The sequence below is a fragment of the Telluria sp. ZB4P34 genome, from assembly GCF_059686055.1.
Map to the genome: position 1 here is coordinate 171,940 of NZ_JCASIF010000007.1, position 16,638 is coordinate 188,577.

Genomic DNA, 16,638 nt, shown 5'->3' on the forward strand with positions numbered 1-16,638 from the left:
TCGCTTGCAACAGTCGCGGCGTCTACCTTACCATCGTGTTGCCCCCGGGAGTCCGGTCGGCAGACTCCCGGGGGCAACACGGCGGGCAATTCTACCGCACGAATGCCTGCCGGACGGCAAAACACACACCGGATTCCACCATGACCCCTGCTTCTCCAGCATCCGGATCGCCGGCCGCCGGCTCGCCGGCCGACGGTTCGCGCTTCCTCCAGCGCTGGCTCGGCGCCGATCCCGCCCGCCAGGCCCAGCTCGACGAGCTGTCCGGATTATCGCTGGCCGGCGCCGACCTCGGCGCGTTATTGCAGCGCGAGCTGGACGGCGGACTGCCCTTGCCGCGCGCCATGCGCCGGCTGCGCAACCTGCTGGTCTGCACCATCATCCGGCGCGATCTCGATAGCCTGGCCGACCTCGACGAGGTGGTCACGGCCATGACCCGCTTCGCCGACTTCGCCATCCAGACCCACGCCCGCGCCCTTGCCGAGGAACTGGAGGCCACCCACGGCATGCCGACGGGCGAGGAATCCGGCCGCCCCCAGCAGCTCATCGTGCTCTCCATGGGCAAGGGCGGCGGCGGCGAACTGAACGTTTCGTCCGACATCGACCTGATCTTCGTCTACCCCGAGGATGGCGAGACCGCCGCCGGCCCCGGCCAGCGCCAGCTGTCGAACCACGAATTCTTCGTGCGCCTCGGCCGCCGCCTGAACGCCGCCCTGTCGGAAATCATCGAGGACGGCTTCACCTTCCGCGTCGACATGGCGCTGCGTCCCAACGGCAATTCGGGCCCGCTCGCGGCCAGCCTCGCCATGGTCGAGGAATACCTCATTGTGCAGGGCCGGGAATGGGAGCGTTATGCCTGGGTCAAGGCGCGTGCGGTCACCGGCGACCCGCAGGACATTGCGGCGCTGGATGCGATCGTGCGCCCCTTCGTGTTCCGGCGCTACCTGGACTTCGGCGTGATCGATGCGATCCGCAACATGCACGCCCAGATCCGCGCCGAGGTCAAGCGCCAGGAGCGCCTGCATCCCGAACGCAGCCACAACGTCAAGCTGGGCCGGGGCGGGATCCGCGAGATCGAGTTCCTGGCCCAGGTGTTCCAGCTGATCCGCGGCGGGCGCGACCCGGCGCTGCGCGAACGCTCCACCCGGGCCACGCTGCGCCTGCTGGCCGAGCGCGAACTGCTGTCCCAGGACACGGTGGCGCGCCTGCTCGATGCCTATGCCTTCTTGCGCAACCTGGAACACCGCCTGCAATACCTGGACGACGCCCAGACCCATACCCTGCCGGCCAGCGACGCCGACCGCCTCGTGGTGGCGCAGATGACGGGCTTGCCGGACGTGCCCACCCTGCTCGCCCGCCTCGAGGAACAGCGCAGTTTCGTGGCCGCCCAGTTCGACGCCATCTTCGCCGACAAGGCGGACAGCGGCGATCCGGAAGCGGGCACCCTGGCCGACGACCCGGAAAACCGCGAGGCGATCGCCGCCCGCCTGGGCGAGCTCGGCTACGACGACCCGGAGCCCGCCAGCCGCCGCCTGGTCGCCACCTTGCAGGGGCCGCGCCTGACCAGCCTGCCCGATGCCAGCCGCGCCCGGCTGCTGGCCCTGGTCGACGCCGCCCTCGGCCAGATCGCCACCGTGGTGCGCGAGGCCGGCATCGGCAGCCATGCCGCCACGCTCGGGCGCCTGCTCGACTTTTTCGAGGCCATCGCCCGGCGCTCGGCCTACCTGTCGCTGCTGACCGAATATCCGCACACGCTCGAACGCGTGATCCGCATGATCAATGCAAGCGGCTGGGCCGCCACCTTCCTGACCCAGCACCCGATCCTGCTGGACGAGCTGCTGGACGACCGCAACGAAGGCGCGGCCGATGTCGGCCAGCTGGCCAGGGAGCTCGACGAACAGCTCGATGCCGCGGCCGGCGACACCGAACGCCAGCTCGACATCCTCCGCGAAGCCCACCATGCCCAGCTGTTCCGGCTGCTGGCGCTGGACCTGGCCGGCGAGCTGTCGGTGGAACGCCTGGCCGACCACCTGTCGCTGCTGGCCGACACCATCGTCGGCGCCACCATCCGCCATGCCTGGCGCACGATCGCCAGCCGTCACCGGGAGGAGCCACGCTTCGCCGTCATCGCTTACGGCAAGCTGGGCGGCAAGGAACTCGGCTACGTGTCCGACCTCGACGTGATCTTCCTGTACGACGACGAGGATGACATGGCGCCGTCCAACTACGCCAAGCTGGCGCAGCGCTTCATCACCTGGAACACCGCCCACACGGCGGCCGGCATCCTGTTCGACATCGACACCGCGCTGCGGCCGGACGGCGCCAGCGGCATGCTGGTGTCCACGGTCTCCGCCTTCGAGCGCTACCAGGGCGCCAGCGCCTGGATCTGGGAGCACCAGGCCCTGACGCGGGCCCGCTTCTGCGCCGGCGACGCCGCCATCGGCGAGCGCTTCGAACGCATTCGCATCGAGGTGCTGCGCAAGGACAGGAGCGCCCAGCAAGGGCAGCTGAAAGACGAGGTCTGCGCCATGCGCAGGCGCATGCGCGACGCCAACGTCAATCCCACACCCCTGTTCGACCTCAAGCAGGACGAAGGCGGGATGATCGACATCGAATTCATGGTGCAGTATCTGGTACTGCGCCATGCATCGAAGTATCCGCAATTGACGGCAAATACCGGCAACATCGCCCTATTAAAACTATCGGGCGAGCTGGGGCTGATCGATGCCGGCATGGCTGCGGCGGTCGCCGACGCCTACCGCGCGATGCGCCGCCTGCAGCACCAGGTGCGCCTGCAGGGCCAGGAAAAAGCCCGTGTCGATCCCCCGTTGCTAGGCGAACATCCAGCCCAGGTCCGGCGCCTGTGGAACGCCTGTTTCGGCAACTGAACGCCATACCTCTCGGCTGCATCCCGCCAGTGCAGCCGCCCACTTTCAATGCATCAGGCATGTTGTATGCACGACAAATGTGCAGCGCAGGTCTATTGACTTTCGGGTCAGAGAATTGTGCCCTGCAACTGTTGTTTTTTAAACAGATTTACACCTGACACAATTGACACTAATCAACGCGGAATGCTTTGATATGTATGGTGTATGCACGTCGGCATGCCGCTACCCGCTGCTCGCCCGGCCCGCACAGGTTGCAATTTTTGAAAACATAGAAACGCCCCTCCCGGGGTGCAAGATGGAGAACACATGCAACAACGAACCAAGATCGCGGTGGCCGTCGCCGTCGCCCTCCAGACCTTGATGATTTCCGCTGTCGAAGCTCAAGAGGCTCCGCAACGCGTCGAAATCACCGGCTCGCGTATCCGCCAGGTTGACCTCGAGACCGCACAGCCGGTCCAGGTGGTGAACCAGGAACAAATTCAGAAAAGCGGTCTGGTGACTGTTGGCGACATCGTCAACCAGCTGTCTTCGGTCGGCACCCCGGCGTTCAGCCGCGGCTCGGTCCTGACCTCGAACCGCGAACAGGGCGGCCAGTACATCAACATGCGCAACCTGGGCGCGCAGCGCCTGCTCGTGCTGGTCAACGGCAAGCGCTGGACCGCATCGGTTGCGGGCTTCACCGACATGTCGACCGTCCCGTCGGCACTGATCGAGCGCATCGAAGTGCTGAAGGACGGCGCTTCCTCGATCTACGGTTCGGACGCGATCGCAGGTGTGGTCAACATCATCCTGAAGAAGACCATGCAGGGCGGCACCGCCAGCATCTACCAGGGCGCGAACGAAAGCGGCGACGGCAAGAACAAGGACTTCTCGGTGTCCTATGGCGCCGGCGACGAAAAGGCCAGCCTGCTGTTCGGCCTGACCCACACCACCCAGGGCGAAGTCTGGGCCAAGGACCGCAACCTGACCGGCTTCACCTTCGGTCCGGCGCACTACAACGCCGGCTTCGGCAGCGCACCTTGGGGCCGCATCACCCCGCTGACCGCCACCGGCGCCTCGAACACGGTCGCGGCCAACGGCGGCTTCAACCGCATGATCAACCACACCGGCACCTTCGACGGCGTGGGCGTCAGCTCTAATTCGCGCAACCCGAACAACTACCACGCCTACGCGGCGGCCGATGCGGACGTGTTCAATGCGACCCAGCAGATGCACCTGCTGTCGCCGAACAAGCTGACCTCGATCTTCACCAAGGGCGAAGTCGCGCTGCCGGGCGACCTGCGCCTGACCAGCACCGCGATGTACGCCGTGCGTGATTCGAGCCGCGCGATCGCCGGTTATCCGCTGAGCTCGACCGCCCAGTCGAAGTTCCCGGTCTACATCGACAAGGACAACTACTACAATCCGTTCGGCAACCAGGTGGCCGGCGCCGGCAAGGGCCAGGACCTGTTCTTCGCCCGCCGCACCATCGAAGTGCCGCGCGTCACCGACAACACCAACCGCACCCTGCACCTCGACGCCGCCCTCGAAGGCAGCTTCGAACTGCGCAGCCTGCCATGGAACTGGTCGCTCGCCTACAACTACAACAAGGTTGAAGGCAGCAACACCGGCTACGGCAACCTGAACCTGCTGAACCTGAAGAAGTCCCTGGGTCCGTCGTTCCTTAACGCTTCGGGCGTGGTCCAGTGCGGCACTGCGGCCAACCCGATCGCACTGGCGGAATGCGTGCCTTGGGACATCCTGGGTGGTCCGTCGACCTCGACTCCGGCAGCCCTGGCCTACAATATGTCGGTGGCTCAGGCCAGCTATGGCTCGACCATCAGCAACGCCAACGCCGACCTGAGCGGTGAAATCTTCACCCTGCCGGCCGGCGCCGTCGGCGTGGCGGGCGGCATGGAATACCGCACCGTGCGCGGCTACGACCGTCCGGGCCAGTTCGAGCAGTCGGGCTACTCGACCGACCTGGCAGGCAATTCGACCACCGGCCGTTTCACCGTGCGTGAAGCCTACCTGGAAGCCAACATCCCGCTGCTCAAGGGTGTGACGATGGCCCAGCTGCTGAACCTGAACCTGGCGTCGCGCTACTCGGACTATTCGAACTTCGGTTCGACCACCAACAGCAAGGCCAGCTTCATGTGGAAGCCGGTCCGTGACGTGCTGGTGCGCGGTACCTGGGCCGAGGGCTTCCGCGCCCCGACCCTGAACGACACCTTCGGCGGCGGCTCGCAGTCCTTCGACAACTACCTGGACGCCTGCGACAGCCTGCACGGCGCAGCAGCATCGAACCCAGCCGTCAAGGCGCGCTGCACCGCCGCCGGCGTGCCGCTCACCTTCCGCCAGGTCAACCAGGCAGGCACTCCGGTTGCATCCGGCGGCGCCCAGACCCCGACCCCGTTCCAGACCGGCGCCGGCAACTCGGCCCTGCAACCGGAAACCGCGATCACCCGGACTGCCGGTATCGTGTTCAGCCCGGCCGCCGTGCCTGGCCTGTCGGTCGGCCTCGACTGGTTCAAGATCCAGGTCGAGAACCGCATCACCGCGATCAGCGCCACCTTCGTCGTCAACAATTGCTACGTCAATGGCACCCAGAGCTTCTGCGATGCGATCAAGCGTGATCCGATCACCGGCCAGATCGTCAACCTGTCGCGCGGCAACGCCAACCTGGGCGCGCTGGAAACCGAGGGCTACGACCTGAGCCTGTCCTACCGCCTGCCGCGTACCAAGTACGGCCAGTTCGGCTTCCGTTCGGAAACCACCTACGTGGATTCCTACCGCAGCAAGAGCACCAACACGGCGAACTTCGTCGAGTTCGCGGGCGAGTACGACATCTTCAAGTGGAAGTCGAACGTCGCCTTCGACTGGAGCATGGGCAACTGGAGCGCCACCCTGGGCAACCGCTTCTACAGCAGCCAGAAGAACCGTTGCTGGAGCGTTTCGCCAACTCCCGTCGAGTGCTCGAACCCGACTGGCCTCGTGAGCTGGGGTACCGGCTACAACAAGGCCAAGGAAATGTGGTACAGCGACCTGTCGGTCGGCTACAACCTGCCGTGGAACGCGAAGCTGCTGGTCGGCGCCAACAACGTCTTCAACCGTGGCCCGATCATCAACTACAGCGCGAACAGCGGCTTCGGCGGTCCGAACTCCTCGGGTTCGACCAATCCGGAACTGCCACTCGACCGCTTCTTCTACGTCCGCTACAATCAGAACTTCTGATCCTGAGCAGCTGACTAGACTTAGTCGATCTAGCGCAATTTAATTGCGTGTCAAACCCACCTGGCGCAAGCCAGGTGGGTTTTTTTTCGTCCAAACTTAGCATCTTCACTTGTCAATAGTGAACTTGTAATCGCCAAGTAAAGACACATATTTGCAACATTTGTTAGTTCACTAAGGTTGATTCAATTGACACTCCGGCGTCGCAAGTGCTCTGATTGCTGACTTGAAAGTAAGAGACGATTAAAAATTCAGTACTTTCAGGTGGCCTTAGCGCCTATCCCGATGGCCGGCCCACAAGGCCGGGCACGTTTTCACCCAAGGAGTTTGCAACATGATGGAAACAATCTTGTCCCGTTCGGTCCGCGCGATCTGCCTCGGCGGCATGACCCTGAGCATGGGCGCCGCATTCGCGCAGGAAGCGGCGCAGCCGCTGCAGCGCGTTGAAGTGACCGGTTCGCGTATTCGCCAGGTCGACCTCGAAACGGCCCAGCCGATCCAGGTAATGACCCAGGAACAGATCCAGAAGACCGGCCTGATCACCGTCGGCGACGTCCTGAACCAGCTGTCCTCGGTCGGTTCCCCCGACTTCAGCAAGGGCGGCTCGCTGACCTCGAACCGTGAAAACGGCGGCCAGTTCATCAACCTGCGCAACCTGGGCTCGAACCGCCTGCTGGTGCTGGTGGATGGCAAGCGCTGGACCCAGTCGGTCGACGGCTACACCGACATGTCGACCGTGCCGGCCTCGATGATCGACCGTATCGAAGTCCTGAAGGACGGCGCCTCGTCGATCTACGGCTCGGATGCGATCGCAGGCGTGGTCAATATCATCCTGAAGAAGCGCATGGAAGGCGGCAACCTGAGCGTCTACCTGGGCGCCAACAAGGAAGGCGACGGCAAGAGTAAGGACTTCTCGCTGAGCTATGGCGCCAACGGCGAGAAGGCCTCGCTGATGTTCGGCCTGTCGCACACCGAGCAAGGCGTGGTCTGGGCCAACAAGCGTCCGGTCACCGGCTTCCCGCGCGGTCCGCAATACCCGACCGAAGGCTTCGGCATCGGCCCATGGGGCAACATCACCGACATCGACTATACCTTCGACAAGGTCCTGAACCACACCGGCGGTGCACTGGGCGACGGCGTCGGTGCCGATTCGCGCAACCCGGCCAACTACCACGACTACGACGGCCGTCCTGAAGACAACTTCAACAGCGCCTCGCAGATGATGTTCGCGATGCCGACCAAGCTCGACACCCTGTTCACCAAGGGCACCGTCGAACTGCCCTACGGCATGCAGTTCCAGACTACCGCGATGTACTCGCAGCGCAAGAGCGTGGCCCAGATCGCCGGCTACCCGCTGAACAGCTTCAGCCAGCCTGCCTTCCCGGTCTACATCGACAAGGACAGCTACTTCAATCCGTACGGCAGCTCGGTGCTCGGCGCCGGCAATGGCCAGGACCTGGTCTTCTACCGCCGCACCATCGAGCGTCCGCGCGTCACCGAGAACCAGAACCGTACCCTGCACATCGACGCCACCCTGTCGGGTGACTTCGAGGTGCGCTCGCTGCCATGGAACTGGAGCGTCGGCTACAACCACAGCGCCCTGCGCGGCTCGACCTACGGCACCGGCAACCTGAACCTGCTGAACCTGAAGCGCGCCCTCGGCCCGTCGTTCCGCAACGCGTCCGGCGTGGTCCAGTGCGGCACCGCCGCCAACCCGGTCGCGCTGGCGGAATGCCGTCCGTTCGACATCATCGGCGGCCCGACCGCTTCCAACAAGGAAGTGCTGGACTACGTCATGTCGACCGGCCAGGCGACCTACGGCAGCACCATCAACAGCGCCACCGCCGACCTCTCGGGTGAAGTCTTCACCCTGCCGGCCGGCGGCCTCGGCGTCGCGGTCGGCCTCGAGCACCGTGAAGTGCGCGGCTACGACGTGCCGGGCCAGTTCGAGCAATCGGGCTACTCGACCGACCTGGCGGGCAACCCGACCCGCGGCCGCTACAGCGTGCGTGAAGCCTATGCCGAGGTCAACGTACCCCTGCTGAAAGGCCAGCGCTTCGCAGAACTGCTGAGCCTGAACCTGGCGACCCGCCACTCCGACTACAGCAACTTTGGCGTTACCAACAACAGCAAGGCCAGCTTCATGTACAAGCCGGCCAAGGACCTCCTGATCCGCGGCACCTGGGCGGAAGGCTTCCGCGCGCCGTCGGTCGGCGATACCTTCGGCGGCGGCCAGCAGACCTTCGACGACTATCTGGATCCGTGCGATGCGCTGTACGGCCAGGCCAGCGACCCGGCCGTGGCGGCGCGTTGCGCCGCGGCAGGCGCCGGCCCGCGCGCCGGCCAGCCGTTCCGCCAGCTGGCGCAGACCGGCCCGATCACCAGCGCCGCCGGCGACCAGAGCCCGTTCCCGTTCATGGCCGGGGCCGGCAATTCGGCCCTGACCCCGGAAAACGCGATCACCCGCACCGCCGGCTTCGTGTACAGCCCATCCTTCGTGCCGGGCTTTACGCTGGGCCTGGACTGGTTCAAGGTGCGGATCAACAACCGCATCACCGAGATCAGCGCAACCGACGTGGCCGAGTACTGCTACGTGCAGGGCCTGGCGCCGTACTGCGCGGCCCTCAAGCGTGATCCGATCACCGGCCAGATCACCTCGCTGAACCGCGGCAACGCCAACATCGGCGCCCAGGAAACCGAAGGCGTCGACCTGTCGATCGCCTACCGCCTGCCGCGTACCAAGTACGGCCAGTTCACCATCCGTTCGGAAACCGCCTACGTCGACAAGCTGCGCGAGCAGGCGACCGCCGGCGCCGACTGGATCGACGAAGCGGGTGAGTACTTCTACAACCGCACCAAGTCGAACCTGTCGCTGGACTGGAGCCTGGCCAACTGGAACGCCACCGTCACTACCCGCTACCACGGCGGCGTGAAGGACCGTTGCTACAAGGTCAATGCAACCGAGTGCTCGAACATCGGCGGCGAAGCAAGCTGGGGCAAGAACTACAACCAGCTCGGCGGCGTGGCCTACAGCGACCTGAGCGTCGGCTACAAGACTGCGTGGAACGGCCAGGTCATGGTCGGCGTCAACAACGTGTTCGACAAGAAGCCGCGCCTGATCACCACCAGCGCCGCCTCGTCGTCGCGCGTGGATGCGGACTACCCGATCGACCGCTTCTTCTACGTGCGCTACAACCAGTCGTTCTGATGAACACGCCCTTCGGGGCGTGCGCTGAAGAAGACCACATGCCCGCCAGGTTCGCCTGGCGGGCATTTTTCGTTGGCCACGCGTATCATGTCGCCTTCGGCAGCCGTCCTGGCTGCCTCACACGAGTATGTAATGGCAATCAAACTCAAGAACGACAAGGACGTCGCCAAGATGCGCGTGTCCGGCCGCCTCGCCGCCGAAGTGCTGGCCATGATCAAGGAATACGTGGTGCCGGGCGTCTCCACCGAGGAACTCGACCGCCGCTGCCACGAATACATCCGCAAGGTGCAGAAGGCGACGCCGGCCAACGTCGGCTACCATGGCTTTCCCAAGACCCTGTGCACCTCGGTCAACGGCGTGGTCTGCCACGGCATCCCGAGCGAGCAGGATGTATTGAAGGAAGGCGACATCGTTAACATCGACGTCACCGTGATCAAGGACGGCTGGCACGGCGACACCAGCCGCATGTACTTCGTGGGCGAACCGGCGCCGCAGGCGCGCAAGCTGGTCGACACGACTTACCAGGCCATGATGGCCGGGATCCGCCAGGTACGCCCGGGTGCGCGCCTGGGCGACGTCGGCCACGCGATCCAGAAGCTGGCCGAGGGCGCCGGCTTTTCGGTGGTGCGCGAATACTGCGGCCACGGCATCGGCCGCGTCTACCACGAAGAACCGCAGGTGCTGCACTACGGCCGCCCGGACACCGGGCTGCTGCTCAAGGAAGGCATGACGTTTACCGTGGAGCCGATGATCAACCTGGGCGGCGCCGACGTCGACCAGCTGGAGGACGGCTGGACCGTGGTGACCGCCGACGGCTCGCTGTCGGCCCAGTGGGAACACATGGTGGCGGTCACGAAGAACGGCGTCGAGATCCTGACGCCCTGGCCGGACGCGTGAAGGCGCGGCATTCCGGGGCCCTCCTCCCCGTCCTGATCGACGGACGAAAAAAAACCCCGGCCACAGCCGGGGTTTTTTACTAGGCGATAGAACGCTTAGAACGAGTACTTTGCCGACAGGCTGAAGTAACGGCCGTAGGGGTTGTGCAGGCCCGCATTGTAGCCGCTGCCGCCGATCGCGCCGTAACGTGGGTCGTACGGTGCAGCTTCGTCGAACAGGTTCTGGATGTTCGCGGTCAGCGCCAGGTTCTTGATGCCGGTGTAGGTGTAGCCCACGCCGACACGGACCCATTCCCTGACTGCGCAATCCGGGAACGCGTTCAGGTAGCCCGGGATCGTCCCGTTCACGCTCGGGAAGTTCGCGGTCGTGGTGCTGTTCGCGACCGGACCGTAATGGCAGAACGGCATCGCGTAGGTCTTGTCGCCGTCAACCTTGCGGCGCAGGGAGACCTGGCCGGTGTAGTTCAGGTTGGCGCTGAACGAGTGCACGCCGCGAGTCAGGGACGCCGAGATGCTGGTCTTCCAGCGCGGGATGTCGATGCCGCTCGACAGGGCCCAGTCCATCAGGCCTGCGTTGTAGCCGGCGATGTTGTGCTCGACATCACCCGCCTTCTGCGCCAGGTAGTAGCCATGGGTATAGGTCGAGGTCAGCTTGGCGTTGAAGTTGCCCATCGCACCCAGGTTCTTGCGGAAGGCCACGTCGATGTCGACGCCGCGGGTTTCCATCGCACCCTGGTTGATCCATGGCTCGCGCACGGCCAGCAGCGGACCGGTACCCGGGATTGGACGGCCCTGTGCATCCAGCACGAAGTTCGCCGGGTTCTGGTCGCGCACGATCAGGCCAGGATTGTTGTCTTCGTTACGCAGTGCGTCGAAGGCCGAGCCCAGGGCCACTTCGCCTTCCTTGCGGATCTTGAAGAAGTCCAGGCCGAAGTCCCAGTTCGCAGTCGGCGAGAACAGGATGCCGAAGGAGTAGGACTTCGCGGTTTCCGGCTGCAGGTCCGGGTTGGCGCCGCCGGTGCCCGATGCGGATTTGGCGCAGTCGACTTCGCTCGCACCTGGTTTCGGGGTCTTCTCGTCGAGTTCGCAACGCTTCGGATCGTACAGGTTCTGCAGGAAGAACTGGGCACCGCCCGGGGTCACCTGCGACAGTGCCGGCGCACGGAAACCTTCGGCGTACGTGCCGCGGAAGGCCAGGGTCTTGGTGGCGTTCCACTTGGCGCCGACCTTCGGTACGAAGTTGGTCTTCATGCCTTCGTACTTGTCCCAGCGGCCAGCGAAGTCCATCTCGAAGTTCTTCAGGAACGGCGTACGGAACTCGATGAAGCCCGACTTGACGTCGCGCTCGCCGTCGATGATGGTGTTGGCCAGGCCGAAGATGTTGCCGGCTGCCAGTTCGGCGTCCGGGTTCATCTTCAGCGATTCGCGACGGTACTCGGCGCCGACTGCCACGCCGATGGCGCCGCCCGGCAGCGAGCCGAACTGGGTGCTTGCCTTCGCGTCCAGCTGGGCAATGCGCGAACGGTCGTCCGAACGGGTGCTGCGGAACAGGGTCGGATCGGCGGCAACCGACGCGATGGTCGAGCCTGCATTGATCTTGCGCAGGGTCGGCAGGTACAGGCGGCCGTTGTAGCCGTCTTCCTTGCGCGCTTCGTTCAGCAGGAAGGCGGTTTCCCAGTCCCAGTTGAAGTTCGTACCCGACAGGCCGGTCAGGAAACGGCCGGTCTGGTTGGTGGTTTCGGTGCCGATCGGGGCGTTCTCGAAGCGGTAGGCAAACGACGCGCGCGCGTTCGGGAACGGGTTGTCCGGGTGGCCGACCGGCAGGATGCTCTGGTAGGTCGGCGCCACGCCGGAGGCGGTGAAGTTGGTCGTCACACCGGTGCTGATCGCGATCGGCGACGCGGTGTACTGGCGCTCGGTGCGGGCATAGGCGATTTCGGCGAAGGCGCGCACGTTCTCGCCCAGCTTCATCACGCCGCGGGTCAGGAAGCTGCCGTCCTTGCCGGCGCTGGTGCCTTCCAGGTATTTGCTGGTGTCGAAGTTACAGAACGTGCGGCCGAAGAACACGCTCGACGCGGTGAAGCCCATCGAGGCGTCGCCCACCAGGCGGCGGTCCTGCGGGCAGTTGTCCAGCGGTGCGCGGAAGCGTTCGGCGGCATTGGCCGGGGTCGCACTGAACAAGCGCGTGTTCGGGCCGGTTTCGCGGTAGAACAGCGGCGCCTGCGAGATGTTGCTGCCGTACGGGCTTGCATAGCGGTTCTGCAGGCGCTTGTATTCGTCAAACTTGATATCGCGCACCTTGTCGCGCTGGGTGCGGTCGCGGTCCGACAGGTCGGCCGTGAAGAACACGTTGTAGCCGTCCTCTTCCACATTGCCCAGGCCGGTGAAGAAGGTCACGCCCTTGCGGGTGAATTCGCCGTCATCGTTGGTGCTCATGCGGGCGCTGATTTCCGAACCGCGGAACGAGGACTTGGTGATGAAGTTGATGACACCGCCGATGGCGTCCGAGCCATACACGGCCGATGCGCCATCCTTCAGGATCTCGACGCGCTCGAGCGCGTTCAGCGGGATCTGGTTCAGGTCGTACAGGGTCGAATTGCCGTTGTTCGGGTCGGCATAGGCCGACGGGGCCATGCGGCGGCCGTTCAGCAGGATCAGGGTCGAGGTCGACGACAGGCCGCGCAGGGAGGCGGTCGAGACGCCGCGCGAGAAGCCGCCGTCGTTGGTGTCGAGGTTGTTGTCGGTACCCATCGCCGGCACCAGGCGGATCAGTTCGGTGACGGTGGCTGCGCCGGACTCACGGATGTCCTTGGCGGTGATGGTCTGGATCGGCTGGGTGCCTTCCTTGTCGGTGCGCTTCAGGTTCGAGCCCGTCACATAGACGGTAGCCGGCGCTTCCGAGCCGGAATTCTGTGCAACTGCAAACGGAGCGGCGCCGATTGCCAGGGCGACTGCGACGACACTGTGTTTCAAGATTGGTTGTTTCACGTTGTTTCCTGTCCCTACGATTTATATGTAGTGCTCAATACTTCCGATATGCATGCCCATGCATACGGGGTAGAGTCTCGCAGAGACAATTGACGAAAGAAACAATTTTTCTACCAAAAGGCAGAAAAGCTACAGTTCCGTTGTTTTTCATCAACGCAGAATATTCTTCAGCGTAAAGACGGTAATAAGAAAAAAAACGCCCCTTTCGGGGCGTTTTGGCAAATTTCTGTATTTACGAACGACTGGTTTAATTGAACATCAGCCGCCGCACATTGTTACATCATTTTGCATTCATCAAGGCAACGGTGGTGTCCAGCATGCGGTTCGAGAAGCCCCACTCGTTGTCGTACCACGACGACACCTTGACCAGGCGGCCCGACACCTTGGTGAGCGTCGCGTCGAAGTTCGACGACGCCGGGTTGTGGTTGAAGTCGACCGAGACCAGCGGATCGGTGTTGTAGGTCAGGATGCCTTTGAGGGCGCCTTCCGACGCCGATTTCATGAGCTGGTTGACTTCGTCGACGGTGGTGTCGCGCTTGGCGATGAAGGACAGGTCGACGATCGACACGTTGATGGTCGGCACGCGGATCGCGAAGCCGTCCAGCTTGCCGTTCAGTTCCGGCAGCACCAGGCCGACCGCGGCGGCGGCGCCGGTCTTGGTCGGGATCATCGACTGGGTGGCCGAACGGGCGCGGCGCAGGTCTTCATGCATCACGTCGGTCAGCACCTGGTCGTTGGTGTAGGCGTGCACGGTGGTCATCAGGCCGGTTTCCAGGCCGATGGCGTCGTGCAGTGGCTTGACCAGCGGGGCCAGGCAGTTGGTGGTGCAGGAGGCGTTCGAAATGACGGTATCCGAGCTCTTGAGCACGTCCTGGTTCACACCAAAGACGATGGTGGCGTCGACGTCCTTGCCGCCCGGGGCCGAGATGATGACCTTCTTGGCGCCGCCCTTCAGGTGGGCCGAGGCCTTTTCCTTGGTGGTGAAGAAGCCGGTGCACTCGAGCACCACGTCCACGCCCAGCTCGCCCCATGGGATCTCGGCCGGGTTACGCTGCGCGAACACGCGGATCTTGTCGCCATTGACGATCATGTTGTCGCCTTCGACCGTGACGGTGCCCGGGAACTTGCCGTGCGCGGTGTCGTAGCGGGTCAGGTGGGCGTTCGATTCGGCGTTGCCGAGGTCGTTGATCGCCACGATCTGGATGTCTTGCTTCTTGCCGCCTTCGTAGAACGCGCGCAGGATGTTGCGGCCGATGCGGCCATAACCGTTGATTGCAACTTTGATCGTCATTGCTTAGCTCCTGATTATAGAAAAAAACTTTTTTCGTACCGCAGATAACGCAGATAACAAACGGGCCGCCGTGAGGCAGCCCGCTGGAAACAGGTTACGCCGCGAGGACGCCCTTGGCCTTGGCCACGACGTTCTCGACGGTGAAGCCGAAGTGCTTGAACAGCACCGGCGCCGGCGCCGATTCGCCGAAGGTGTCGATGCCGACCACGGCGCCTTCCAGGCCCACGTACTTGTACCAGAAGTCGGTCACGCCGGCTTCGATGGCCACGCGCGGGATACCGCGTGGCAGGACGCTTGCCTTGTAGGCGGCCTCCTGGCGCTCGAATACGTCGGTCGACGGCATCGAGACGACGCGCGCATTGATGCCCTCGCCTGCCAGCGCGTCGGCGGCTTTCATCGCCAGCTCGACTTCCGAACCGGTGGCGATCAAGACGACTTTCGCGTCCTGGGCGTCGCGCAGCACGTAGCCGCCCCTGGCGACGTTGGCGATGGCGGCGGCGTCGCGCTCCATGAACGGCAGGTTCTGGCGCGAGAAGATCAGGGTCGAGGGACCATCCTTGCGCTGCACGGCCGCGCCCCAGGCCACTTGCGACTCGACGGTGTCGCATGGACGCCAGTTGTCCAGGTTCGGAATCAGGCGCAGCGACGAGACGTGCTCGATCGACTGGTGGGTCGGGCCGTCTTCGCCCAGGCCGATCGAGTCGTGGGTGAACACGAACAGCGAACGGATCTTCATCAGCGCCGCCATGCGCAGGGCATTGCGGCTGTAGTCCGAGAAGGTGAGGAAGGTCGCACCAAAAGGAATGAAGCCGCCGTGCAAAGCGACGCCGTTCTGGATCGCGGCCATGCCGAACTCGCGCACGCCGTAGTTGATGTGGTTGCCCGGGATGCCCGAGCGCACCGCCACCGATTCCTTCCAGTTGGTCAGGTTCGAGCCGGTCAGGTCGGCCGAGCCGCCCAGGAATTCCGGCAGGGTCGCGGCCAGGGCCTGGATCGCATTCTGCGAGGCCTTGCGGGTAGCGATGGTTTCCTTCTTTTCCACGCACGCGGCGATGGCGGCGTCCAGAACTTCATTGAAGTTGCCGGGCAGCTCGCCCTTCATGCGGCGCTCGAATTCGGCGGCCAGCGCCGGATGGGCGGCGCGGTATTCGGCGAACCTGGCGTTCCACTCGGCTTCCACCTGCGCGCCGCGTGCTTTCGCGTCCCAGGCTTCGTAGATCTCGCCCGGGATGTCGAACGGAATCGGATCCCACAGCAGGTGCTGGCGCACGGCCGCGATTTCCTTGTCGCCCAGCGGGGCGCCATGGACCTTGTCGCCGCCTTCCAGGTTCGGGGCGCCCTTGCCGATGATGGTCTTGCACATGATCAGGGTCGGACGATCCGAACCCTTGGCCTGCTCGATGGCGCTTGATACCGCGCTCACGCTGTGGCCGTCGATCTGGCCGATGACATTCCAGCCGTAGGCTTCGAAGCGCTTGCGGGTGTCGTCGGTGAACCAGCCTTCCACGCGGCCGTCGATCGAGATGCCGTTGTCGTCGTACAGCCAGATCAGCTTGTTCAGGCGCAGGGTGCCGGCCAGCGAGGCCACTTCGTGCGAGATGCCTTCCATCAGGCAGCCGTCGCCCAGGAAGGCGTAGGTGTGGTGGTCGACCACGTCGTAGCCGGGACGGTTGAACTCATAGCCCAGCAGCCACTCGGCGAGCGCCATGCCGACCGAGTTGGCGATGCCCTGGCCCAGCGGGCCGGTGGTGGTTTCCACGCCCGGGGTGATGCCCACTTCCGGGTGGCCGGCGGTCTTCGAGTGCAGCTGGCGGAAGCCGCGCAGGTCGTCCATCGTCAGGTCGTAGCCGGCCAGGTGCAGCATCGCGTAGTGCAGCATCGAGCCGTGGCCGTTCGACAGCAGGAAGCGGTCGCGGTTGAACCAGCCCGGATTGGCCGGGTTGTGACGGTAGTGCTTGTCCCACAGCGCGACGCCGATCTCGGCCATGCCCATCGGCATGCCCGGGTGGCCCGAGTTGGCTTGCTGGACGGCGTCCATCGCCAGCGCGCGGATCGCGTTGGCCATCAGGGTAGTGGTTTGCGTAGATTTCATGAGAATTACCGTGGATGCGGTGGTCTTGATTGGAAAGCAGTGGCGTTGCAGCTGGCCGTAACCCGGTA

7 protein-coding genes are annotated in these 16,638 nt (G+C 64.3%); 4 read left to right on the forward strand and 3 right to left on the reverse strand.

What is annotated here, in order from left to right; genetic code table 11:
• The first annotated feature begins 140 nt into the window (after nucleotides 1-140).
• The 4 genes from glnE to map all read left to right on the forward strand — a co-directional run bounded on the left by glnE (nucleotide 141) and on the right by map (nucleotide 10,200).
• A complete protein-coding gene (glnE, locus tag AC56KL_RS14110) occupies nucleotides 141-2,885 on the forward strand; it encodes a bifunctional [glutamate--ammonia ligase]-adenylyl-L-tyrosine phosphorylase/[glutamate--ammonia-ligase] adenylyltransferase (RefSeq protein ID WP_497180791.1) in 2,745 nt (914 codons plus the stop codon).
• A 306-nt stretch (nucleotides 2,886-3,191) separates the two neighbouring features.
• The gene (locus AC56KL_RS14115) at nucleotides 3,192-6,098 is read left to right on the forward strand and encodes a TonB-dependent receptor domain-containing protein (protein WP_497180792.1); all 2,907 of its coding nucleotides are present in this window, start codon (nucleotides 3,192-3,194) and stop codon (nucleotides 6,096-6,098) included.
• 331 nt (nucleotides 6,099-6,429) lie between these two features.
• Nucleotides 6,430-9,303: a TonB-dependent receptor plug domain-containing protein gene (locus tag AC56KL_RS14120; protein ID WP_497180793.1), complete on the forward strand. Its 2,874-nt coding sequence runs from the start codon at nucleotides 6,430-6,432 to the stop codon at nucleotides 9,301-9,303.
• 132 nt (nucleotides 9,304-9,435) lie between these two features.
• Nucleotides 9,436-10,200: a type I methionyl aminopeptidase gene (map, locus tag AC56KL_RS14125; protein ID WP_497180794.1), complete on the forward strand. Its 765-nt coding sequence runs from the start codon at nucleotides 9,436-9,438 to the stop codon at nucleotides 10,198-10,200.
• Nucleotides 10,201-10,295: 95 nt separating this feature from the next.
• Here the strand turns inward: map and AC56KL_RS14130 are convergent, their stop codons facing one another.
• The 3 genes from AC56KL_RS14130 to tkt form a co-directional block, all read right to left on the reverse strand.
• Entirely contained in the window at nucleotides 10,296-13,187 is a 2,892-nt protein-coding gene (locus AC56KL_RS14130) for a TonB-dependent receptor domain-containing protein (protein ID WP_497180795.1), read from the reverse strand.
• A gap of 280 nt (nucleotides 13,188-13,467) precedes the next feature.
• Nucleotides 13,468-14,478, reverse strand: a complete 1,011-nt coding sequence (gene gap / locus AC56KL_RS14135; RefSeq protein ID WP_497180796.1) for a type I glyceraldehyde-3-phosphate dehydrogenase — start codon at nucleotides 14,476-14,478, stop codon at nucleotides 13,468-13,470.
• 94 nt (nucleotides 14,479-14,572) lie between these two features.
• Nucleotides 14,573-16,570 (reverse strand): transketolase, encoded by a 1,998-nt coding sequence (gene tkt, locus AC56KL_RS14140; protein WP_497180797.1) that lies wholly within the window; start codon nucleotides 16,568-16,570, stop codon nucleotides 14,573-14,575.
• Nucleotides 16,571-16,638: the final 68 nt, after the last annotated feature.

Coding starts and splice junctions, on each gene's coding strand:
- map (WP_497180794.1), top strand. CDS start 9,436: ATGGCAATCAAACTCAAGAACGACAAGGACGTCGCCAAGATGCGCGTG.
- AC56KL_RS14120 (WP_497180793.1), top strand. CDS start 6,430: ATGATGGAAACAATCTTGTCCCGTTCGGTCCGCGCGATCTGCCTCGGC.
- AC56KL_RS14115 (WP_497180792.1), top strand. CDS start 3,192: ATGCAACAACGAACCAAGATCGCGGTGGCCGTCGCCGTCGCCCTCCAG.
- gap (WP_497180796.1), bottom strand. CDS start 14,478: ATGACGATCAAAGTTGCAATCAACGGTTATGGCCGCATCGGCCGCAAC.
- tkt (WP_497180797.1), bottom strand. CDS start 16,570: ATGAAATCTACGCAAACCACTACCCTGATGGCCAACGCGATCCGCGCG.
- glnE (WP_497180791.1), top strand. CDS start 141: ATGACCCCTGCTTCTCCAGCATCCGGATCGCCGGCCGCCGGCTCGCCG.